Origin of the sequence: Rathayibacter sp. AY1A3, from assembly GCF_002930975.1 — a bacterium.
Taxonomy (GTDB): domain Bacteria; phylum Actinomycetota; class Actinomycetes; order Actinomycetales; family Microbacteriaceae; genus Rathayibacter.
In genome coordinates this window covers 1-20812 of record NZ_PSTO01000051.1, presented here as the reverse complement: position 1 = coordinate 20812, position 20812 = coordinate 1, and the positions used below count along the sequence as shown (strand labels likewise).

Below are 20812 nucleotides of genomic sequence, written 5' to 3'. Positions count from 1 at the left end.
TGCCGCATCCGCCCCGCGCACCCCCCGCCCGAAGCAGCCGCCCGCTCCGCCCTCGTCCGCGTGGATCGCCGGCGTCCGCGGCTCGGGCTTCACGCTGCTGGTGATGGGGATCATGATCCTCGCGGTGGTCGTGCTCGCCCCGAGCATCAAGAACTTCGTCGAGCAGCGCGCCGAGATCGCCGAGCTGCAGCGCTCGGTCGACGCGGCCAAGACCCAGGCGCAGAACCTCGACGAGCAGCGCACCCGCTGGTCCGACCCGGCGTTCATCCGCGCGCAGGCCCGCGAGCGGCTGTACTTCGTGATGCCCGGCGAGGTGAGCTACCTCGTGCTCGACGACGTGACGCTCGCCCAGCAGGCGCAGCAGCCCGCGAGCGACACGGTGCAGGAGACCCCGAGCGACTGGGCCGGATCCCTGCTGTCCTCGATCGCGGTCTCGGGCCTCGGCGAGCCGACCGCCGATGAGCTGACACCGACTCCGTAGCTCCCGCCCGACCCCGTCGCTCCCGCCCGGCCCCGCGTACACTGGAGCGTCCTCCCGGCCGTCCGTCCTCTGGAGCCCCCGTGACCACGCCCCCCTTCGATCCGCCGTCCGAGCGCGACATCGCGGTCGTCTCCGCCCAGCTGGGCCGTCCCGCCCGGGACGTCGTCGGGATCAGCGCACGCTGCGTCTGCGGCGACCCGACGGTGGTCTCCACGAGCCCCCGCCTGTCCGACGGCACGCCGTTCCCCACCTTCTACTACCTGACCCACCCCGCCGCGACGGCCGCGATCTCGCAGCTCGAGGCCACCCAGGTCATGGTCGAGTACAACGCGATGCTCGCCGAGGACGAGGAGCTGCGCGAGGCGTACGCCGCTGCGCACCGGGCGTTCCTGGCCGACCGCGAGAGTGTCGGCTCCGTCCCCGAGATCGCGGGCATCTCCTCCGGGGGCATGCCCTCGCGGGTGAAGTGCCTCCACGCCCTCGCCGCGCACGCCCTCGCGGCGGGCTCCGGCGTCAATCCGATCGGCGATCTGGCTCTGGCCCGCGCCGACTGGTCTCCCGAGCGCTGCGCCTGCAGGCCGCTCGACGCGTAGCCGCTCCTACCGGAGCCACGGAGGCGCCACCACCGGCGCGCTCTTCGCTAAGCTGATTCCCAGTCGGGGTCAGTGCTGCCCACCGCATCGAGAGCGGGCACTTCGCATTGCGTGAGGGTGTTCGCATTGTCCATCCCTCTTGGAGAGTCAACCGTGCCCAGAATCCTGATCGTCGGAGGCGGCTACGCCGGCTTCTACACCGCGTGGAAGCTCGAGAAGCAGCTCCGCCCGCACGAGGCAGAGGTCACGATCGTCGACCCGCTGCCCTACATGGCGTACCTGCCCTTCCTCCCCGAGGTCGCCGCGGGATCGATCGAGCCGCGCCACGCGATCGTCTCGCTCCGCCGCCACCTCAAGAAGACCGCGATCCTCGCCGCCAAGGTGACGAAGATCGACCACGCGAACCGCACCGCGACGATCACCCCGACCGTGGGCGAGCCCTACGAGTTCGAGTACGACCAGATCGTCGTCACCGCCGGCTCCGTCTCGCGCACCTTCCCGATCCCGGGCGTCGCCGACAACGCGATCGGCCTGAAGACGATCGAGGAGGCGACCGCGATCCGCGACCGCGTGCTCACGAACTTCGACAAGGCCGCGTCGCTCCCCGCCGGCCCCGAGCGCTCGCGCCTGCTGACCGTCACGGTCGTCGGCGGCGGGTTCGCGGGCATCGAGGTCTTCGCCGAGCTGCGCTCCTTCGCGAGCGCGCTGCTCAAGCGCTACCCCGAGATCGACTTCGAGGAGACGCAGTTCCACCTCATCGAGGCGATGGGCCGGATCATGCCCGAGGTCGCCCTCGAGACGAGCCACTGGGTGCTGAAGAACCTCGACCAGCGCGGCGCCACCGTGCACCTCGACACGCAGCTCAAGTCGGCCGAGAACGGCGTCATCCAGCTGTCGACGGGCGAGAGCTTCGAGTCGGACCTCATCATCTGGACCGCGGGCGTCATGGCGAACCCGTCGATCAAGAACTCCGACCTGCCCATCGAGGAGCGCGGCCGCCTGCGCGTGCGCGCCGACCTCCGCGTCGGCCACGACGACGTGCTCGTCGAGGGCGCCTGGGGCGCCGGCGACGCGACGGCCGTCCCCGACCTCACCGGCGGCGGCGTCGGCGGCTTCTGCGTGCCGAACGCCCAGCACGCCGTCCGCCAGGGCAAGCTCATGGCCAAGAACATCACCGCGGTGCTCCGCGGCGAGGAGCCGGTCGACTACGTGCACAAGAACCTCGGCGCGGTCGCGGGCCTGGGCATCGGCATCGGCGTGTTCCAGTCCGGCAAGATCGCCGTGAAGGGCTTCCCCGCCTGGGTGATGCACCGCGGCTACCACGGTCTCGCCATGCCCTCGTGGGAGCGCAAGTTCCGCGTGGTCTGGGGCTGGTGGAACAACCTCTGGCTCGGCCGCGACATCGCCTCGATCGAGGCCCGCGAGTACCCCCGCGGCTCCTTCGAGACCTACGCGTCGCGTCCGCGTCCGGCGGCCCCGGCCGCCGAGGCTCCGGCCGCGCAGGCCCCGGCGCAGATCCCCGGCCAGGCCGGTGCTCCGGTCCCGGTCGGCGGCGAGCCCGCCAAGTCCTGACACCGCCGCCGGGAGGGTCGCTCCTCCCGGTGGTCGCCCCCATAGCCCAATCGGCAGAGGCAGACGACTTAAAATCGTCTCAGTCTGGGTTCGAGTCCCAGTGGGGGCACTCCGTCCGACGTGCCGCTCTCTAGGCGGCGCGGGCGTGCGCGCTGCGTCGAGCGGGCTCGAGCAGCCCGGCCTCGAGGGCCTGGGTGATCTCGCCCGGGGTGCAGTCGGCGCAGAGCACGACGAGCTCCTCCTCGGTGTCGCGGCCGCCGGAGCGGTCGAGGACGACGGCGTCGGTTCCGCAGAGTGCGCATTCGATCATGCGGGTACCGTACGTCCGACCTCCGACATGCGCGCGGCAGCGCCCCGGCGCGTCTCGCCCGGATCCGACAGGGCGCCGGGTGCGCCTCCGGACCGGTCGTCCTTCCGGCCGGAGGAGCCCGGTGTTCGGGAATCGGACGAGGATCCCGCGCGCCCGCGCCGCCTCGCCTAGAGTCGTCACCGGGCGGTTCCGCGCCCGGGCGCCCACGTCCGGATGCGAGCCGCCCGGTCCACGGCGGGCGCCGGAACGGTCCCGCTTCTCGTGCCCGCGGGCACCGTCATGCACCGCCCGGCGACGGGCGGCCGGGAGGCCCCCATGGGGAAGCTGCTCTACGGAGCCTCGGGAGTCGAGATCGAGTTCGACGACCGCACGCTCACGCACGTCCAGATCGTCATCGCCAACAAGCTGCGCCGCCGCGAGAGCTTCTTCTTCTCCTGGCGGGACGACCCCGCGGTCGGCGACGGCCGCTCGAGCATCTGGCTCGACCCCTCCGTGCCCCTCTACTTCAAGTACTTCGGCGGACGGGTCCCCTCGATCAACCGCACCTGGATCGACCTGCTGACCGTCTCGGCGAACTCGTCCGGCGGGCTGCAGCTCGTGCAGGAGCCGGACGCCGCCCCCACCCCGCCGCCGAAGGGCGAGCAGGGCGCCTGACCCCCACCAGCCACGCCCCGGAGAAGAGCCCCATGCAGCGCGACGTCTCGGCCCACCTGACCCTCGACGTCGCGGCTCCGGCCGCCCTCGTCCTCTCGATCGCGGTGGCCGACGCGTACGGGGCGGAGGAGTCGCTGACGCTCACCGTCGACGGCCGCCCGCTCGCCGCTCGCGAGGTGATCGACCAGCACGGCACCCGGCTGCACGTGCTCGACGCGCCGGTCGGGCACCTCGTCGTGGACTACTCCGCGCGCGTCCTGGGACGCCTCGATCCGCTCGAGGGCGACGAGGTGGACCGGCTGCGGTACCTGCGGCCGAGCCGCTACGCCGAGTCGGACGTGCTGTGGGCGACGGCCCGGGCCGAGTTCGCCGGCCTCGCCGGGGCGGACCTCCTGCACGCGGTGAGCTCCTGGGTCGGCACGCGGCTGGCGTACGTCCCCGGCTCGAGCCTTCCGACGGACGGGGCCGAGCGGACGCTGCTCGCCCGCCGCGGCGTCTGCCGCGACTTCGCGCACCTCGTCGTCGCCCTCCTCCGTGCGCTGGACGTGCCCGCCCGACTGGCGGCCGTGTACGCCCCGGGACTGCAGCCGATGGACTTCCACGCGGTCGCGGAGGCCTGGATCGAGGGGGAGTGGCGGGCGGTCGACGCGACGACGCTCGCGCCGCGGTCGAGCCTCGTGCGGATCGCGACGGGACGCGACGCGGCCGACACCGCGTTCCTCGGCGTCTACGGCGGCATCGCGACGCTGCGCGAGCTGACCGTCGGCGCCGTGGCCGACGTGCTGCCGGGCGACGACCTCGACCGGCCCGTCTCGATCGGCTGAGCGGGCGCCCGAGCCCGGCTACTCCGACTCGACGAAGCGCCGCCAGGCCCAGATCGACGTGCACACCGCGCTGAAGGCGACGACGGCGAAGAGCACCGGACCCGCTCCGCCGTCGGTCGACCAGGACGCGATGGTCGGGGTGAGCAGCACGAACAGCACGGTCGTCGCGAGGAGCGTGAGCCCGAGCCAGAGCAGCGGGGACCAGCGCAGGATGCTGCGGCCGGCGGGGCGCCCGACCGGGAACAGCAGCACCACGCTCGAGCCGACCGAGATCAGCGTGGTCGCGCTGAGCACCTCCGCGGCGAGCACGGAGCCGAACGAGCCGTCGGGCGGGACCACGGCGGAGGCGCCCCAGGCGAGTCCGGCGAGACCCAGCAGCGAGACGACGCGGACGGTGGAGAGCTTCGCGCGGTCGACGGCGGATGCGCCCTCGGGGAGGACGAGGCCGATCACCACGCCGAAGAGGAGCGCCGGGTCCAGTCCCGCGAAGCGCGAGACGAGAGCGGCCGCCGCGACCAGGAGCAGCGCGCGCGGAGCGGCGACGACGCCGATCCCGCTGACGCCGATCCGCCGGCCGACCAGCGCGGGGACGGCGGCGGCGACCGCGTTGACCACGGCGACGGCCACGATGACGGCGATCAGCAGGCGCAGGTAGGCGGGCTGGCCGTCGACGCGTCCCGAGAGCAGGACGAGGCCGGCTGCGCAGCCGATCATCCCGACGACCATCAGGCGCGGCGAGGCGGGACCGGTGTCCGGCTTGTCGTCGTACTCGACGGCGGCGCGGTTGCGGCCCGTGAGGTGCCAGCTGCGCTCGGCGCGGGGCGCCCGCCCGGCCGCGGCGAGGCGGGCCGGCACGACGACCAGGGCGAGCGAGAGCAGAGCGAGAGCGAGGGAGCGCATCCAGTCGGCCATCGAGACGACGGGCGATCCGGCGGACAGCGCGGTGGTCATCCCGGTCGCCGAGCTCCAGCCGCCCGGCTCCGATCCGGCGTCGGGGGCGGGCTGCGGCGGCACGTCACCGCCGTCCTGGTCGGGAGCCGGGACCGGTGCTGCGGTGGGCTCGGCGGTCGGCTCGTCCTCGGGCGCGGGCGCGGCCTCTCCGGGGCGGATGGGCGACGGGGACGCGGTCGGCGCCGCGCTGCTCGGAGCGGGAGACGCGGCGGCCCCGGGCGCGCTGGGCGCGGCTCCGGGGGCGGCCGGCGTCGTCGCGCTGGGCGTGCCGGTGGGAGCGGTCGTCGCCGCCGCGAAGGTCACGTCGATCCAGGGGCTCGGCGGGCTGTAGTTGCCGGCGCTGTCGCCGGCGATGGCGGAGACCCGATGCGCGCCCGCCGTGATCGTGCCGCCGGTGCAGCTCCAGGCGCCTCCGCTGACCGCCGCGTCGCAGGTGTTGACCCGGTCCACGTACACGTATGCGCGAGTGCCGTCCACGCCCGTCCCGGAGTAGGACGCGCCGCTGAGCGGCAGGGCGGCGCCGTTCGACGGCGAGGTGAGGGCGGGGGCGGCAGGAGCAGCGGTGTCGACCACGAGGGTCACCGGCGCGCTGGCCGGCGAGGCGGCGCTGCCGGCGAAGGAGGCGGTCTGCGTCGCGGTGACGCGGTAGCTGCCCGGCGCCGGAGTGGGGGCGAGCTGGCAGAACCATGCGCCGCCGGAGTCGGCGGTGGCCAGGCACGCGGCGCCGCCGTTCGAGACCGCGGCGACGCTCGCGCCGGGGTAGGCCGTGCCGCGGACCGAGCCCGCGGAGGTCGCCGAGCCGTCGACCGACTCGATGACGGGGGCGCTGAGGACGGCGATCGGGACGGCGGCCGAGGTGGTCCCGCCGCCGGCGAGGAGCTCCACCGCGACCAGGGTCGCCGGCCCGTCGTCGAGGGAGACGGCGCAGCTCCAGCCGCCGTCGGGGCCCGCGGTGGTGATGCAGAGGGGGTCGCCGCCGCCGCGGAGCCCGATCTGCACCTGGTCCCCGGCCGTCGCCGTGCCGGTGACCGTCGTCGCTCCCGTGCTGAGGACCGCGCCGGAGGAGGGAGCGGTGATCGCGAGGGCGGCGGCCTGCGCGGCCGGAGCGGCCAGGCCGGAGACGGAGGCGACGGCCGCGAGGAGCACCAGCAGCAGGGCGGCCGTGCGCCGCGGGGATCGGCGGAGTCGGGGCACCGGCACGACCGGTGAACCCCCCGGTACTGCCACGTCGACGCCCGATTTCACGATGCGTCCATTGCACGGGGGCAGGGGGGAGCTGTCAAGCGCGCCGCACCACTGTTCCCGGATGTACACCATCCGGAGGAGGCGTCTCAGTCGGTCGGGGGAGTCGGGGAGATCCGGGAGAGCGCTTCCGCGAGAATATACCCGTCGATCAGATCCGGAGGACAGTGGAATGCGCGAAGACGAGGCCCGCGGGCGCGATCGGCGGGAGGTGCGCGTCGAGGCTGCGCGCTTCGACGATCCGCGCGAGCTGGGCGGGCTCCTGCCGCCGGGCCTGCGCATCGGACTGGCGCAGAGCGCCTTCCAGACGGAGGGCTCCCTCGAGGCGGGCGGCCGGGGCCGGTCGGTGTGGGACGACTTCGCGCTGCGACGGGGGACGATCGCCGAGGAGGCCACTCCCGAGATCGCGACGGACTTCCTCCTGCGCTGGCGCGAGGACCTCGCGCTGCTGGTCGATCTCGGCGTCGACGAGCTCCGGCTCTCGGTCTCGTGGCCCCGGCTGCAGCCCGACGGCCGCGGGTCGATCGACCGCGGAGGGCTCGGCTTCTACGACCGCCTGCTCGACGGGCTCGCCGAGACGGGGATCCGGGTCGCGCTGACCCTGCACCACCGCGACACCCCGTCGGCGCTCAGCGGCGGCTGGATGAACCGCGACACCGCGTTCCGCTTCGGCGATCTCGCCTTCGAGCTCGGCGGGCGGTTCGGCGACCGGGTCGCCGACTGGATCACCCTCGACCAGCCGTCGACGGTGATGCTCGAGGGCTACGCGCTCGCGCGGCAGGCGCCGGGCGCCGGCCGGCTGTTCAGCGCCCTGCCGGCGCTGCACCACCAGCTCCTCGGGCACGGCGTGGCGCTGGAGGCGCTGCGGGCGGCGGAGGTGACCGGGAGGATCGGCCTGGTCGACGCGCTCGCGCCGGTCGAGCCCGCCTCCGACGACGACCGGGACCGCGCCTTCGCCTTCCTGGCGGACGTCCTGCGGAACCGCCTGGTGGCCGACGCCGTGCTGACCGGGTCCTACCCGGTCGGACCGGAGGAGCTGCCGCCGTTCCTCGGCGCCCTCGCGCAGGCGGATCCGGTCGACCTCGCGCGCATCTCGGCTCCGCTCGACTTCTACGCGGTCGCGCCGCTGCCGCCGCTGCGGATCGTGGCGGGCCGCGACCCGGCGCTGCCGACCGGGGTCGGCGCTCCTCCCGCGCTCCCCTTCCACACGGCGCCCTGGCCGGAGCTGGACCGCACGGGCGACGGCTCGCCGGTCGCACCCTGGGCGGTGGTCTCGGTGCTGCGGTCCCTCGTGGAGCGCTACGGCGACGCCCTGCCGCCGCTGGTGGTGACCGCGCTCGGCGCGAGCTACCCCGACGAGCCCGATCGCGAGGGTGCGATCGTCGACACGGAGCGGATCCGCTGGCTCGGGGCGCACCTGGCCGCTCTCGCCGAGGCCGTCCACGACGGACTGCCGGTGGAGGCCGTGCAGCTCTGGACCCTGGTCGACGCGTTCGAGTGGCAGCACGGCTACAGCCGCCCGCACGGGCTCGTGGCCGTCGACACGCGCAGCCGGGACCGCGTGCCCAAGGCGTCGTTCGACTGGCTCCGGCGCGTCTTCGACGCCCGCTCCTGACGCGGGGGCGTGCGAGACTGCCGCCGTGCGCAGCCTCCTCGCCCTCGCCTCCGTCCTCCACGCCGACCCCGCCCCGGTGCTCGCCGCCCTCGCGGACGTCCTCGCCGCCGACGGCGCCTACGAGCGGCGGGGGAGCGGGCTCGAGCGCCGGCTCCCCGTGCTCGGCGTCGAGCAGTGGCGGGTCCTGGCGGACGAGGAGGGGGCCCGGGTCGAGTGCGAGCTGGTCGCCGCACCCGCCTCGTCGGCGCTCGCCGGGGTCCTCCTCCGGCGGCGGATCCGCGAGGCGCCGGACCGGTTCCGCGCGGTCGTGACCGCTGTCGCCGACGCGGTGGAGTGACGCTCCGGGGACGCCCGCGCGGGTCCGCTCCGACGCCCGCTCTCCGCTCCGCCCGCCGACCCGCCCGCCGCTCCGCCTCCACACCGCGCCAGCGCCCCCCGAACGGGGAATGCGCGGGCGCTCGCCGCTGTTGTCTACCGATGACGGGACGGGGCTCGGCGCCCCGCCCACCGGACAGCTCGGAGGAGCCAGAGGCAGATGGCAGGAACAGGGATGAACAAGGGTCGAGGGGCGCGCGGCAGTGACGACGAGATCGTCTACCGCCGCCACGCGAACGGACGCGGCATGGTCGCTCCCGGATCGCGCGTCTCAGCGACCGCGTACGTGGAGACCGGCGCCTACGTGGAGCCCGGCGCGACCGTGGGCGAGCGCGCCTGGATCGGCGCGGGCAGCTGGGTCGACCGCGACGCCATGATCGGGCACAGCGCCTTCATCGGCGCGAACGTGCACGTCGGGCCCGAGGCGATCATCGGACCGGGGGCGCGGATCGGGAGCTACTCCCGCATCGGACGCTCGGCCGTGATCGCGACCGGCGCCCGCATCGACCGCGACACCGTGGTGCCCGACGGCGCCCGGAGGGGCATCGACGAGGCGAGCGAGAGCGGCCGCCGCGCGGCCTGACCCCCACGACCCTGTTCCGCCGGCTCCCCGGAGCGGCGGAATAGGGTCGTTCCATGTTCGAACTCCACCACCTCAGCGCCCAGGAGCAGTGGGACTGGCTGCAGCGCGGAGAGGTCACGCCTCTCGAGCTCGCCGATCACTACCTCGCCCGGATCGAGCGGTGGAACGGGGAGCTGGGCGCCTTCGCCACGGTGACCGCCGATCGGGCGCGGGAGCGGGCGTCATCGCTCGGCACCGGGCCCGGCACCGCTCCGCTCTGGGGCCTGCCGAGCGGCGACAAGGACCTCTGGCGGCGCGCGGGCGTGCGGACCGCATTCGGATCGCGGCTGCGCGAGCACCACGTGCCCACCGCCTCCGACGAGATCGTCGAGGTGCTCGATGCGGCGGGAGCGGTCAGCCTCGGCAAGACCGCGGCGCCCGAGTTCGGGATGCCCTCCTACACCGAGACGCGCATCGGCCCGCCCGCCGTCACGCCCTGGGACACCCGCCTCGGGGCCGGCGGATCCAGTGGAGGAGCGGCGGTCGCCGTCGCCGCGGGACTGCTGCCGTTCGCCCCCGCCTCGGACGGCGGCGGGTCCATCCGCATCCCCGCCGCGGCCTGCGGCCTGGTGGGACTGAAGCCCTCCCGCGGACGTGTCGCCGCGCTCTCCGGCATCGGCGGGGTCGGCGGCCTGACGGTCGCCGGGCCGATCACCCGCTCGGTCGCCGACGCGGGCCTCCTGCTCGAGGGCATGCTGGAGCGGACGAACGGCCGCCTCCCGCAGCGCTGGTCGCTCGGCGCGCCCGGTGACGGCGACGGCTCGTTCCTCGGCGCCGCGGTGCGCGGAGAGGGGCGCTTCCAGATCGGCGTGCTGACGGACTCGCCCTGGGACGAGGAGTACGAGATCGCTCTCGCTTCGGAGGCGCGCGCCGCGCTGGACGAGGGGATCGCCGCGCTGGCCGCGCTCGGCCACGGGCTCGAGGAGGCGTCGCTGCCCCCGAGCGCCGCGTACCCCGCCGCGTTCCGGACGCTGTGGCAGAGCGGCGCGGCGACCCTGCCCGTCGAGGGCGCGGACCTCGATCTGCTGGAGCCGCTGACCCGCTGGCTGGTGGAGGAGGGACGCCGGCGCTCCGCCCGCGAGATCGTCGAGGCGGCGTCCTGGCTCTCGGGCTACGAGCGCGCGGTGATCGCGGCGTTCTCCGGCGTCGACGCGGTCCTGACGCCGTCGCTGGCGATGACGCCGCGCCCCGTCGGCTGGTACGACCTCGAGGATCCCGAGCGCAATTTCGAGCAGCAGTGCCTCTACACGCCGTACACGTCCTTCGTGAACGTGAGCGGCCTCCCCGCGATCACCCTTCCGCTGAGCACCACGGAGGAGGGCCTGCCGATGGGAGTCCAGCTGATCGGGCGACCCGGCGGCGAGGCGACGCTGCTGGCGATCGGCGCGCAGCTCGAGCGGCGGGCGCGCTGGCAGAGGCGGCACCCGCCGCAGTGGTGACGGGGGAGGCCGCAGTGGTGACGGGTCCGGGCGCGGCCGCACGGCGGATGGTCAGGGTCCGGCTCTGGTCACTGAGGTAAGCCTTGCCTATACTCGATCACGATGTGCATGTTCGAGGATCGCGACGGCTCCGCGCCGGTCGACGTGAAGCAGTTCCTGATCGCGGGCGACGAGACCGTCGTGCCGTGGATCCAGAGCATCCTCGACGCACTCCCCGCGAACGCCCGCGGCCAGGTCTTCGTCGAGGTCGACGACGCGCGCGGACTGCCGCCGCTCGCCGCCCCCGGACGGGTCTGCGTCACCTGGCTCGGCCGCTCCGAGCGCTCGGGCGCCCCCGGCACCGGTGAGCGCTGCTCCCGCGGAGTCGCGCTCGAGCGCGCGGTCCGGGCCTGGGTCGGCGAGATGTCGGTCGTCGACGGCGACTACCCGTGGGCCGACGGCCGCCACGACTTCTGCGCCTGGATCGGCGGGGCCGGCCCCGTCGTCGCCGAGCTCGCCGCCGACGTCGAGGCGCGCCTGCGCACCTCCGCCGAGCACGCCGCGCGCTGACCGTCCGCCGGGCGTCCCGGCTGAGTGTTAGGCAAGGCTTACCTTCTGTGCGAGACTGAGGCGATGCCTCCGACGACCGCCGCCCCCGCCCGACCGGCCTACCGGCCGTACCTCGCGACCGTCGCCGCAGCGACCCGGATCGCCCCGCACTTCATCCGCGTGACCCTCACCGGCACCGGCCTCGACCACGTCGGCTGCACCGGCCCCGACCAGCGCATCAAGCTCGTCGTCCCCACCGCCGCCTCCGACGCCCCCGCCTTCCTCGCCTCCGTCTCGGACCCCGACGGACCCGACGGACTCGACCCCGACTGGTACGGCCGCTGGCGACAGCTCCCCGACGAGCTCCGGAACCCGCTCCGCACCTACACCATCCGCGCCGTCCGCCCCGAGGACGCCGAGGTCGACATCGACTTCGCCGCCCACGGCGACACCGGACCGGCCTCCGCCTGGGTCGAGAGCGCCCGCGCCGGCGACCAGATCGTCATCATCGCGCCCGACACGCGCTCCGACCTCCCCGGCGGCGGAGTCGAGTTCCACCCCGGCGCCGCCACCTCCCTCCTCCTCGCCGGCGACGAGACGGCCGTCCCCGCCATCGCCGCGATCCTCGAGAGCCTCGACGACGACGCCACCGGAGCCGCGTTCCTCGAGGTCCCCACCGCCCACGACCGCCTCCCGCTCCGCCACCCCGCCGGCGTCCACGTCACCTGGATCGTCCGCGCCGACGCGGCAGCCCCCGGAGCGGCCCTCGGCGACGCGGTCCGCGCCTGGGCCACCCGCTTCCTCACCGCCCACCACCGCGGCGTCGACGTCAGCGACATCGACGTCGACCACGAGATGCTCTGGGAGGTCCCCGACGAGAGCACCGACCCCGGCCTCTACGCCTGGATCGCCGGAGAAGCCGGCGCCGTGAAGCTGATCCGCCGCTGCCTCGTCACCGAGCTCGGACTCGACCGGAAGCGCGTGGCGTTCATGGGGTACTGGCGCCTCGGCCGCCAAGAGTCCAACTGACCCGGAGCGCCGCAGGGCGACGTTCTGCGGCGTTGTCGTCGGGCGCGATACCGCCGGTATCGCTTCCTCCTCCGCCTTGCAGAACGACGCCCTGCGACGCTCCGGGCACTGCTCGTAGAGGATCGGCGCGCCGGAGGCGCGACCGCGGGGGACGGCGCGCCGGGGGCGCGACCGCAGAGGGTGCGGCGCGTCGGGGGCGCGACCGCGGGGGACGATGCTGATCTAGTGGACCTCGCAGAGGGCGTCTCGAGATCCACTTCCGGCGGACTTCGCGCGCGATCGAGCGGTCCTCGGGTGCCTGGCGAGTCGGGCGACCACGCCCGGACATGGTGATCGAGCAGCCCTCGGAGAGGGAGTATCGAGATCCACCCCGACCGATCTCGCGGCTGATCGAGCAGCTCGCGGGCACAGACCGAGTCGGGCGACCGCGCACAGACCTGCTGATCGGGCAGCCCTCGGAGAGGGTGTGTCGAGATCCTCCCGGCGAGCGGGTCGGGTACTCCGCGCCGCCCCGCGTCGAGTCGGCGGCGGCGGGGAGCGGCAGCGGGCTACAGGGTGGGCGAGACGCCCACGAGGCGACTGGAGAGGGTCCAGAGGTCGTGGGCGAGAGCGCGGTCGCGGGCCTGGGGGTTCAGGGAGCCGTGCGGCGTCAGCTGGTCGAAGTAGGTGCCGCTGGCGGCACCGACGTCGGGCTCGGAGGCGAGGGTGATCAGCGGTACCGCACCCGCCTCGGCGGAGATGCCGAAGGAGCCGACCGAGAGGCTCGTCATCAGCTTCATCATCGTGCTGTCGGCACCGAAGCTCGTCGAGACGACGCCCGGGTGGAACGAGTACGCGTCGACCGACGTCGTCAGCAGGCGCTCCGCCAGCTCGCGGATGAAGAGGATCGTCACCAGCTTCGACGTGCCGTACGCCCGCCAGCCGCCGAGCCACGGACCGCGGCGGTTGTCGAGGTCGTCGAGCCTCAGGCGACCGAAGCGGTTCGCGAGGCTCGCCGTGGAGACGACGCGGACGCCGGCCCGCTCCCTCGAGGTCTCGATCATCCGCGGGAGCAGGAGCCGCGTGAGCAGGAACGGCGCGAGATGGTTGCTCTGGATCGTCCGCTCGTGGCCGTCGACCGTCTCGGCGCGGTGGGAGACGAGCCCGCCCGCGTTGTTCGCCAGCACGTCGATCCGCTCGTAGCGCTCGAGGAGGCCGTCGGCCAGGGCACGGACGTCGTCGAGCCGGTCGAAGTCGGCCAGGAACGCGTCCCCTCCCACGTCGGCGGCGACCGCGCGGGTGCGCTCGGGGTTCCGCCCGACCACGGCCACGCGGGCACCGGCGGACGCCAGCGCTCCCGCCGCGACCCGGCCGATGCCGGAGCTCGCTCCGGTGAGGACGACGACGCGCCCCGTCATGTCAGTGACCACGGAGATATCCGCCCTTCTCGAGACCGGCTTCGATCTCGAATCGATTGCGCAGCGGATCGCGACCCGCCACCGTGTACGCGAACGGGAACCACATCCCGTAGAGCCGCCACTGCTCCTTGTGCACGGCCTCGTGCTCGAGGACGCTGTCGGAGACGTTGGTGCCCGTGAGGTAGCTCGTGCCGACGCAGGACCCTCCGCGGCCGAACGCCCAGGAGGGCAGACCGGTGAAGACGACGAGGCCGTGGCTGCGCCGGATCGGGCCCGTGCTCCACAGCGCGCCCCAGGCGAGTCCGACCGCGCACGCGAAGAGGTAGCCGGGCCGGGTGATCGCCGGATCCAGGGCCACCGTCGCGACGGCTCGACGGAGCGCGCTCACGCGCTGTCGCGTCCGTAGGTCTCGAGCAGCCGCAGCCAGACCTCGCTGATCGTCGGATAGGAGGGGACCGCGTGCCAGAGGCGCGAGAGCGGCACCTCGCCGACGACGGCGATCGTCGCGGAGTGGATCAGCTCGCCGACCTCCTTGCCGACGAAGGTGACGCCGAGGACGACCTTCCGGTCCTCGTCCACGACCATCCTCGCGGTGCCCGTGTAGCCGTCGGCGGCGAGGGCGGCGCCGGCGACCGAGCCGATCTCGTAGTCGACGACGCGGGTGCGGTAGCCGGCCTTCTCGGCGGCCGCGGCGGTGAGGCCGACGGACGCGACCTCGGGGTCGGTGAAGACGACCTGCGGCACGGCCTCGTGGTCCGCGGTCGCGACGTGCGCTCCCCAGGGGGCGTCGTGGACCTCGGCACCGGTGGCGCGCGCGACGATCACGTCGCCGGCCGCACGGGCCTGGTACTTGCCCTGGTGCGTGAGCAGTGCGCGGTGGTTCACGTCGCCGACCCCGTAGAGCCACGGACGCCCGCCGCCGAGGGGAGCACCGTCGCCGCCCAGCACGAGCATCGTGTCGTCGACCGTCAGCGAGGAGCCGGGCTCGAGGCCCACCGTCTCGAGGCCGACGTCGCGGGTGTGCGGGGCGCGGCCGGTCGCGGCGAGCACCTGGTCGGCCTCGATGACGTCGCCGCCCTCGAGCGTCACCGCCACGGTGCCGTCGGACCGGCGCTCGACCGAGACGGGCGAGTCGCCGAGGCGCATGTCGACGCCGAGCTCCTGGAGCGCCGAGCCGACGAGCTCGCCGGCGAAGGGCTCGAACGGCGCGAGGAGTCCGCTGCGGGCGACGAGCGTGACGGAGGAGCCCATGCCGGCGTAGGCGGTCGCCATCTCGGTCGCGACGACTCCGCCGCCGATGACGACGAGGCGCGGCGGCACCTCCTCGGCCGAGGTGGCCTCGCGGCTCGTCCAGGGGGATGCCGCGCGCAGGCCAGGGATGTCGGGGACGACGGCGGTGGTGCCGGTCGCGACGGCGACGGCGGAGCGGGCGCGGAGCACGCGCACCTCGCCGTCGGGTCCGGTCACGGTGACCTCGCGCTCGCCGCTCAGGCGGCCGTGCCCGCGGACGAGCTCGATGCCGGCGCCCTCGAGCCACTGCACCTGGCCGTGGTCGTCGAAGTGGCTGGTGAAGGAGTCGCGGCGGGCCAGGAGCGCGGGCACGTCGACTCCTCCGCTCACCGCCTGCGCCGCGCCGGGAAGATCACGGGCGGCGCGGAGCGCCATCGGCGGCCGCAGCAGCGCCTTCGAGGGCATGCACGCCCAGTAGGAGCACTCGCCCCCGACGAGCTCGCTCTCGACGACGGCCGCGGTGAGGCCGCCCTGGACCGCGCGGTCCGCGAGGTTCTCGCCCACCGGTCCTGCTCCGATGACGATGACGTCGAACTCGTCCGTCGTGCTGCTCATGCTGTCTCCCTGGGGTTCTCGGAGGCGTCGAGCCCCGTCGTCGGTGGGTGCCCGGCGCTCAATGCGCCGGCACGATCTCGGCCCGCCAGCCGTCGTAGCGGCCGCCGTGGCTCTCGACCGCCTCGATCACCTGGCGGAGGAACGCGGTGGTCGACTCCTCGTCGACCGCGGCGTGGTGGCTCGCGACGAGGACCTGCCTCAGCCTCAGCCGCGAGATCGCGATCTGGAAGCCGGAGGCCACGAGGACGCGCCCGGCCCGTCGTGCGGTGCTGCGGCGGGAGAAGACGGCGAAGTGGTCGACCTCGCGCAGCTCCCACACCTGGTCGCCGTAGCGGAGCCGGATCTCGAGCTGCTGCGCGGCGCGCTCCTGCTGCGCCTCGAGGGAGGAGCCGCCGGGCGCCGTGACGGTGGTGCTCTCGTCGCTCATCGTCCGGTGAACTCCGCCGTCGTGCGCTGGAGGAAGGCCTCGGTGCCGATGCGCGCGTCCTCGGACGCCGCGAGACGCGCGAGCGCCCCGGGGAGCGCGGCCGCGGCCTCGGCGTCGGACGCGGCGACCGCGAGCCGGGCACTGGCCAGGGCGGCCTGCACGGCGAGCGGCGCCTGCGCGGCGATACGAGCGGCCAGCGCCCGGGCCGCCTCGGCGACCGTCCCGTCGGGGACGACCTGCTGCACGAGGCCGATGCGGTGGGCCTCCTCGGCGTCGAAGAGGTCGCCGGTGAGGATCCAGCGCATCGCGTCGCCCCAGCCGACGGCGCGGGGGAAGCGCAGCGTCGCTCCGCCGAAGGGCAGGATGCCGCGGGCGACCTCGATCTGGCCGAAGCGGGTGGACCGCTCGGCGAGGACGACGTCGCTCGCGAGCGCGAGCTCGATGCCGAGCGTGAGGCAGGTGCCCTGGAGGCCGATGACCACCGGCTTGCTCACGGGGCGGGTGCGCAGGCCCCAGGGGTCGAGACCGCCCTCGGGCACGAAGTCGAGGCCGTCGGAGCCCAGGCGGGGCCCGATGTCGGCGAGGTCGAGCCCGGCCGTGAAGTGCCCGCCCTCGGCGAGGACGACGCCGGCGCGCAGCTCCGGGTCGCGGTCGAGCTCGCCGTACGCGGACGCCAGCTCCGCGAGCAGCCGCAGATCGGCGGCGTTGCGCTTCTCGGGCCGGTCCAGCACGATCGCGAGCACGGTCCCGCGCCGCTCGGTGCGCACGCGCGGTCTCTCGTCGCTCATCGTTCCTCCGCTCGGTCGCGTCCGACCATCTTGCCGGGTGCCGCCGACACGCGCTCGGGCTTGCGCGCCGATGGCAGGGCTCTCTCAGGCCCCGCGGGACAGAGCGCCGAGGAGGCGGAGGATCGTGGGCAGGTCGTCCTCGGCCGCGGTCGGCGACGACGGGGCGAACGAGGTGACGCCGGCGCCCGCGAGCGGGAAGCGGGACCGGAGGGCGTCGAGGCTCGCGACGAGGCGCGAGGCGGGAACGCCGAAGGGCACCGGGTCGAACAGCCCGGCGAGATCGGCGGGGTCGAGCACGTCCAGATCGAGGTGCACGTAGACGGAGGCGGCACCGGTCGCCTCGACCGCCGCGACGAGCGACTCCGGGTCGAGGGCGTCCGCGGGCAGCACCGCGGCGCCCCGCTCGACCAGCCGCTCGAGCTCGCCGTCGTCGGCGGAGCGGACACCTCCGAGGACGACGCGCTCGTCGGCCACCCGCTCCTCGGCGCCCGCGCTCAGGAGGCCGACGCCGCGTCCCAGCGCGGCCGAGAGGACCATGCCGCAGAAGGCGCCGCTGGGGGAGGACTCGGGAGTGTGCGCGTCCGGGTGGGCGTCGAGCCAGACCAGCGCGACCGGGCCCGGTGCCGAGCGCACGGCGTGCCCGATCGCCGCGAACTCGACGCCGCAGTCGCCGCCGATCGTGATCACGGGACCGGTGCGGCCAGAGAGGGCCTCGCGCACCCGCTCGGCGACGGTGGCGACCGAGGCGTAGCGGCGGATGCCGGTGTCCTGGGCGTCGCCCGCCTCGGCGGGGATGTCGAGGGTCGTGGTGGCGGAGGAGGGCAGATCGCCCCGGATCGCCTCGGCTCCGTCGACGAGGCGCATCGCGCGCGTCGACGCCGAGCCCTGCCACTGGGGGACGACGAGGAAGGAGGCCATGTCCCTCACTATGGCACGCGCGCCGGTGCCGGGTGCCTGCGTGCTCAGGCCGCGGGCAGGCCTCCGGGAACGGCTGCTGGGCGGAGCGACGGGGGTGCGCCGTCGAGGTCGACCAGGGCCTCGTCGAGCGCGGAGCGGGCGCGGTCGGCGGCGGCGCGGGCCTCGTCCAGAGCGCCGGCCGGATCGCCTGCCGCACGGCGCACCGCGGTGTCCAGCTGCCCGAGCGTCTCCTCCGCGAGGATCCGGGGTGCCGCGGTGATGCGCTCGCCGTGCACGGCGGCCAGGAGCAGCACCGACTCGGCACCGAGCCGGGCCGCGGTGCGCGCCGCCTCGAACAGGAGGAGCTGGCGCTCGGCCTGGGCCCGCGGCTCGCGGTACCCGGAGACGACGGCGTCCAGAGCGGAGTCGGCGTCGAGCAGCAGGACCAGCAGCGCGGCCGGATCGTGGCGGGCGCCGGCCGACCGGGCGTCGTCGGCGTCGAGGAGGAGCGACCGTGCCGCGGCGCACGCGACGGCCACGTCGGCGGCGGAGGCGAGCTGCGCCGAGGTGCGCAGGTCGGAGAGGGTGGCGGCCCGCTCCAGGTCGTCCCGCACGGAGCGCTCGACGCCGCTCAGCTGCACCTCGGCGCGGGTCACGAGCCCGACCAGCGAGTCGACCGCGTCGAGCAGGGCGTCGGGATCGGGGGAGCCGCCGGCGGCGACGTGCTCGACGGCCTCGCGCAGCGGTCGGACCCGGCGCTCGGGAGTGGTCCCGGCGAGGACGGAGACCTCGGAGCGCGCCTGCTGCACGCGCTCCAGAAGGGACGGGCTCGGCGAGGTCACTCCGTGATCGTACGGCCGGAGTGTGACACCGCGTGACACGGCGGTTCGACCGGCGGCGGCGGCGTGCCCAGGATGGAGTCATGACCCGCTCACTCGCCATCGTCGAGGTCGCCCGCGTGCGACCGGGCCGCGAGGAGTACCACGCCTACGTGCAGATCCTGAACGGCCGCATCCTCGCCCTCGCGCACGAGCGCGGCTGGCGGGCGGAGCGCTTCGCCGCCGAGGAGCTGGGCACGGAGGAGCTGCTGGCGCGCACGGCGGGGGCGGACGCCCTCGTCCTCGCGGGCGGCGAGGACATCGCTCCCGAGCAGTACGGCGCCGACCGCGGCTACCCGGCCGAGGGCCCCCACGCGGAGCGCGCGGATGCCGCCCAGATCGCGCTGGTGCACCGGGCACTGGCCCGCCGGACCCCGCTGCTGGGCATCTGCCGCGGCCTGCAGATCGTCAACGTCGCGCTCGGCGGCACGCTGGTGCAGGACCTGGGTCCGGAGGCGGAGCACGTCAACGCGGCGGCCCCCGCTCACCAGCGCATGCACCGGCACGAGGTCGGGCTCGCGGCGGGCTCCGTGCTCGGCGGGCTCTTCGGGTCCGAGGCGCTCGCGGTGCAGAGCGCGCACCACCAGGCGGTCGACCTGCTCGCTCCGGGGCTGCGGGTCGTCGCCCGGGCGGAGGACGGCGTGATCGAGGCCGTCGAGCACGTCGCGGCCCCCCTCGTGGGCGTGCAGTGGCACCCCGAGGACCCGGACGCTCCCGCCGGTCAGCTGGCGACGCTGCTCGACGGGCTGGCGCTCGCCGCCGCCCGCGGGGAGTTCGCGCTGCCCCTCGCCGCCTGAGCGGCCGGGGCTCCCCGCGGGCGACCGGGCTCAGCGGGCCAGTCGGGCCATCCACGCCTCGATGTCGTCGGCCGAGCGCGGGATGCCGGCCGAGAGGTTCTCGGCGCCGTCGGAGGTGACGAGCACGTCGTCCTCGATCCGGACGCCGATGCCGCGCAGCTCCTCCGGGACCGTGAGGTCGTCGGGCTGGAAGTAGAGGCCGGGCTCGATCGTGAAGACCATGCCCTCCTCGACCAGTCCGTCGAGGTACATCTCGCGCCGTGCGCGGGCGCAGTCGTGCACGTCGAGTCCGAGGTGGTGGCTGGTGCCGTGGACCATGTAGCGGCGGTGCTGCTGGTTGTCGGCCTCGAGCGCCTCCTCGGCGCTGACCGGCAGCAGGCCCCACTCGGCGGTGCGCCGCGCGATGACGGCCATCGCCGCGGCGTGCACCTCGCGGAAGCGGATGCCGGGGCGGACGATCGCGAACGCGGCGTCGGCCGCCTCCCGCACCGTCTCGTGCACCCGGCGCTGGGCGTCCGTGTAGCGGCCGTCCACCGGGAAGGTGCGGGTGATGTCGGCGGTGTAGTAGCTGTCCTGCTCGACGCCGGCGTCCAGCAGCACCAGCTGGCCGGGGCGCACCGGCCCGTCGTTGCGCGTCCAGTGCAGGATGCAGGCGTGGGGGCCCGCCGCGGCGATGGTGTCGTAGCCGACCGCGTTGCCGTCGGCGCGCGCGCGTCCGTTGAAGACGCCCTCGATCAGGCGCTCGCCCTTCTCGTGGGCGATGATGCGCGGCAGGTCGGAGAGGACGTCCTCGAAGCCGCGGCCCGTCGCGTCGACGGCGGCGCGCAGCTCGGCGATCTCGTAGGCGTCCTTGACCAGGCGGAGCTCGGCGATGTCGCGCTCGAGCGCCGCGTCGCGGTCCGCCCGCTCGTCGGCCTCGACCGCGTCGAGACGGCCGGTCACCGCCGGGTCGGCCTCGCGCAGCACGGCGAGGGGGACGCCGTCGTGCGCGTCGAGGACCGCGTCGAGCTCGGCGATCCCGCGGGTGGCGAGGCCGAGATCGCTCGCGACCTGCGCGAGCGACGGACGCGGCCCGATCCAGAACTCGCCGATCTCGGGGTTGGCGTAGAACTCGTCGGAGTCGCGGCCCGCGCGCTCGCGGAAGTAGAGCGTCGCGCTGTGGCCGGACCCGGCGGGCTCGAGGACGAGGACCGCGCCGGGCTCGGAGTCGGAGCCCCAGCCGGTGAGCCAGGTGAAGGCCGAGTGCGCACGGAACGGGTAGTCGGTGTCGTTCGCGCGCTGCTTGAGGCGGCCCGCCGGGACGACGATGCGCACGCCGGTGTGCAGCGCGGAGAGGCGCTCGCGGCGGGAGGCGGCGAAGGACGCCTGCTCGCGCGGAGCAGGCAGCGGCTCCTCCCGCTCGGCCCAGCCGGACGCGATGAAGTCGCGGAAGCGGTCGGAGGCGGGGGTCGTCGAGCGGTTCGCGGTGGCGCGGGGGCGCGGGCCGCGACTCCGACGAGTTCTACGCCAACCCCGAGATCGGCGAGTTCTGGATCGGGCCGCGTCCGT

At 74.8% G+C, this 20812-nt stretch carries 22 protein-coding genes and 1 tRNA gene; 13 read left to right on the top strand and 10 right to left on the bottom strand.

The window, feature by feature from the left end; translation table 11 throughout:
- The 4 genes from C5C10_RS16260 to C5C10_RS16245 all read left to right on the top strand — a co-directional run.
- Positions 1–481, top strand: a 481-nt coding sequence (locus C5C10_RS16260; RefSeq protein WP_308471668.1) for a septum formation initiator family protein, incomplete at its 5' end; no start/stop codon positions are given.
- A gap of 80 nt (positions 482–561) precedes the next feature.
- The gene (locus C5C10_RS16255) at positions 562–1074 is read left to right on the top strand and encodes a DUF501 domain-containing protein (RefSeq protein WP_104329781.1); all 513 of its coding nucleotides are present in this window, start codon (positions 562–564) and stop codon (positions 1072–1074) included.
- Between the two features lie 153 nt (positions 1075–1227).
- Complete coding sequence (locus C5C10_RS16250) at positions 1228–2646, top strand: NAD(P)/FAD-dependent oxidoreductase (RefSeq protein WP_104329780.1); 1419 nt, start codon at positions 1228–1230, stop codon at positions 2644–2646.
- A gap of 35 nt (positions 2647–2681) precedes the next feature.
- Positions 2682–2755 (top strand) — tRNA-Leu (locus C5C10_RS16245).
- 21 nt (positions 2756–2776) lie between these two features.
- Here the strand turns inward: C5C10_RS16245 and C5C10_RS16240 are convergent.
- Positions 2777–2956, bottom strand: a complete 180-nt coding sequence (locus C5C10_RS16240) for a hypothetical protein (protein ID WP_104225020.1) — start codon at positions 2954–2956, stop codon at positions 2777–2779.
- A 315-nt stretch (positions 2957–3271) separates the two neighbouring features.
- Between C5C10_RS16240 and C5C10_RS16235 the strand changes: the two genes are divergently transcribed.
- Together C5C10_RS16235 and C5C10_RS16230 are read left to right on the top strand one after the other, a co-directional pair.
- Positions 3272–3610 (top strand): ATP-dependent DNA ligase, encoded by a 339-nt coding sequence (locus tag C5C10_RS16235; RefSeq protein WP_068211888.1) that lies wholly within the window; start codon positions 3272–3274, stop codon positions 3608–3610.
- A gap of 32 nt (positions 3611–3642) precedes the next feature.
- Positions 3643–4434 (top strand): transglutaminase family protein, encoded by a 792-nt coding sequence (locus C5C10_RS16230; RefSeq protein ID WP_104234572.1) that lies wholly within the window; start codon positions 3643–3645, stop codon positions 4432–4434.
- A gap of 18 nt (positions 4435–4452) precedes the next feature.
- Here the strand turns inward: C5C10_RS16230 and C5C10_RS17615 are convergent, their stop codons facing one another.
- Positions 4453–6579 (bottom strand): hypothetical protein, encoded by a 2127-nt coding sequence (locus C5C10_RS17615; protein ID WP_181073495.1) that lies wholly within the window; start codon positions 6577–6579, stop codon positions 4453–4455.
- 220 nt (positions 6580–6799) lie between these two features.
- On the opposite strand from C5C10_RS17615, the gene C5C10_RS16225 reads away from it, so the two are divergent.
- From C5C10_RS16225 to C5C10_RS16200, 6 genes are all read left to right on the top strand, one after another.
- Positions 6800–8242, top strand: coding sequence for a glycoside hydrolase family 1 protein (locus C5C10_RS16225; protein ID WP_181073494.1), 1443 nt, complete (start codon positions 6800–6802; stop codon positions 8240–8242).
- 25 nt (positions 8243–8267) lie between these two features.
- Complete coding sequence (locus C5C10_RS16220; RefSeq protein ID WP_104227427.1) at positions 8268–8579, top strand: hypothetical protein; 312 nt, start codon at positions 8268–8270, stop codon at positions 8577–8579.
- Between the two features lie 213 nt (positions 8580–8792).
- Positions 8793–9200 (top strand): transferase, encoded by a 408-nt coding sequence (locus C5C10_RS16215; protein ID WP_104317518.1) that lies wholly within the window; start codon positions 8793–8795, stop codon positions 9198–9200.
- A 53-nt stretch (positions 9201–9253) separates the two neighbouring features.
- Positions 9254–10678, top strand: coding sequence for an amidase (locus C5C10_RS16210; RefSeq protein WP_104329778.1), 1425 nt, complete (start codon positions 9254–9256; stop codon positions 10676–10678).
- A gap of 108 nt (positions 10679–10786) precedes the next feature.
- Positions 10787–11227: an SIP domain-containing protein gene (locus tag C5C10_RS16205; RefSeq protein WP_181073493.1), complete on the top strand. Its 441-nt coding sequence runs from the start codon at positions 10787–10789 to the stop codon at positions 11225–11227.
- Positions 11228–11290: 63 nt separating this feature from the next.
- The gene (locus C5C10_RS16200) at positions 11291–12235 is read left to right on the top strand and encodes a siderophore-interacting protein (RefSeq protein WP_104256203.1); all 945 of its coding nucleotides are present in this window, start codon (positions 11291–11293) and stop codon (positions 12233–12235) included.
- A gap of 548 nt (positions 12236–12783) precedes the next feature.
- On the opposite strand, the gene C5C10_RS16195 is transcribed toward C5C10_RS16200, so the two are convergent.
- The 7 genes from C5C10_RS16195 to C5C10_RS16165 form a co-directional block, all read right to left on the bottom strand.
- On the bottom strand, positions 12784–13644 hold the full coding sequence (locus tag C5C10_RS16195) for an SDR family NAD(P)-dependent oxidoreductase (protein ID WP_244230659.1): 861 nt from the start codon (positions 13642–13644) through the stop codon (positions 12784–12786).
- Entirely contained in the window at positions 13634–14020 is a 387-nt protein-coding gene (locus C5C10_RS16190; RefSeq protein ID WP_104227423.1) for a Fe-S oxidoreductase, read from the bottom strand. The genes C5C10_RS16195 and C5C10_RS16190 overlap by 11 nt, the downstream gene beginning before the upstream one ends.
- Positions 14017–15477, bottom strand: a complete 1461-nt coding sequence (locus C5C10_RS16185; RefSeq protein ID WP_104329776.1) for an NAD(P)/FAD-dependent oxidoreductase — start codon at positions 15475–15477, stop codon at positions 14017–14019. Before C5C10_RS16185 ends, C5C10_RS16190 begins: the two co-directional genes overlap by 4 nt.
- Positions 15478–15535: 58 nt before the next feature.
- Positions 15536–15904, bottom strand: coding sequence for a ribonuclease E inhibitor RraB (locus tag C5C10_RS16180; protein ID WP_104225032.1), 369 nt, complete (start codon positions 15902–15904; stop codon positions 15536–15538).
- Entirely contained in the window at positions 15901–16692 is a 792-nt protein-coding gene (locus C5C10_RS16175) for a crotonase/enoyl-CoA hydratase family protein (protein ID WP_104329775.1), read from the bottom strand. Before C5C10_RS16175 ends, C5C10_RS16180 begins: the two co-directional genes overlap by 4 nt.
- Before the next feature lie 84 nt (positions 16693–16776).
- The gene (locus tag C5C10_RS16170; RefSeq protein WP_104248221.1) at positions 16777–17610 is read right to left on the bottom strand and encodes an arginase family protein; all 834 of its coding nucleotides are present in this window, start codon (positions 17608–17610) and stop codon (positions 16777–16779) included.
- 44 nt (positions 17611–17654) lie between these two features.
- Positions 17655–18431 carry a hypothetical protein gene (locus tag C5C10_RS16165; protein ID WP_104273839.1) on the bottom strand — a complete coding sequence of 259 codons (777 nt, stop codon included), beginning with the start codon at positions 18429–18431 and terminating at the stop codon, positions 17655–17657.
- Between the two features lie 80 nt (positions 18432–18511).
- Here C5C10_RS16165 and C5C10_RS16160 point away from each other — a divergent pair, with 80 nt between their 5' ends.
- Positions 18512–19264, top strand: a complete 753-nt coding sequence (locus C5C10_RS16160) for a gamma-glutamyl-gamma-aminobutyrate hydrolase family protein (RefSeq protein ID WP_104225036.1) — start codon at positions 18512–18514, stop codon at positions 19262–19264.
- Positions 19265–19294: 30 nt separating this feature from the next.
- Here the strand turns inward: C5C10_RS16160 and C5C10_RS16155 are convergent, their stop codons facing one another.
- Positions 19295–20683, bottom strand: coding sequence for an aminopeptidase P family protein (locus C5C10_RS16155; RefSeq protein ID WP_104258295.1), 1389 nt, complete (start codon positions 20681–20683; stop codon positions 19295–19297).
- Between the last annotated feature and the right edge of the window lie 129 nt (positions 20684–20812).

Bases quoted from the DNA above. Each gene is read 5' to 3' on its own strand.
- C5C10_RS16240 (WP_104225020.1), bottom strand. From the start codon at position 2,956: ATGATCGAATGCGCACTCTGCGGAACCGACGCCGTCGTCCTCGACCGC.
- C5C10_RS16235 (WP_068211888.1), top strand. From the start codon at position 3,272: ATGGGGAAGCTGCTCTACGGAGCCTCGGGAGTCGAGATCGAGTTCGAC.
- C5C10_RS16230 (WP_104234572.1), top strand. From the start codon at position 3,643: ATGCAGCGCGACGTCTCGGCCCACCTGACCCTCGACGTCGCGGCTCCG.
- C5C10_RS16225 (WP_181073494.1), top strand. From the start codon at position 6,800: ATGCGCGAAGACGAGGCCCGCGGGCGCGATCGGCGGGAGGTGCGCGTC.
- C5C10_RS16215 (WP_104317518.1), top strand. From the start codon at position 8,793: ATGAACAAGGGTCGAGGGGCGCGCGGCAGTGACGACGAGATCGTCTAC.
- C5C10_RS16210 (WP_104329778.1), top strand. From the start codon at position 9,254: ATGTTCGAACTCCACCACCTCAGCGCCCAGGAGCAGTGGGACTGGCTG.
- C5C10_RS16205 (WP_181073493.1), top strand. From the start codon at position 10,787: ATGTTCGAGGATCGCGACGGCTCCGCGCCGGTCGACGTGAAGCAGTTC.
- C5C10_RS16200 (WP_104256203.1), top strand. From the start codon at position 11,291: ATGCCTCCGACGACCGCCGCCCCCGCCCGACCGGCCTACCGGCCGTAC.
- C5C10_RS16185 (WP_104329776.1), bottom strand. From the start codon at position 15,477: ATGAGCAGCACGACGGACGAGTTCGACGTCATCGTCATCGGAGCAGGA.
- C5C10_RS16180 (WP_104225032.1), bottom strand. From the start codon at position 15,904: ATGAGCGACGAGAGCACCACCGTCACGGCGCCCGGCGGCTCCTCCCTC.
- C5C10_RS16175 (WP_104329775.1), bottom strand. From the start codon at position 16,692: ATGAGCGACGAGAGACCGCGCGTGCGCACCGAGCGGCGCGGGACCGTG.
- C5C10_RS16170 (WP_104248221.1), bottom strand. From the start codon at position 17,610: ATGGCCTCCTTCCTCGTCGTCCCCCAGTGGCAGGGCTCGGCGTCGACG.
- C5C10_RS16160 (WP_104225036.1), top strand. From the start codon at position 18,512: ATGACCCGCTCACTCGCCATCGTCGAGGTCGCCCGCGTGCGACCGGGC.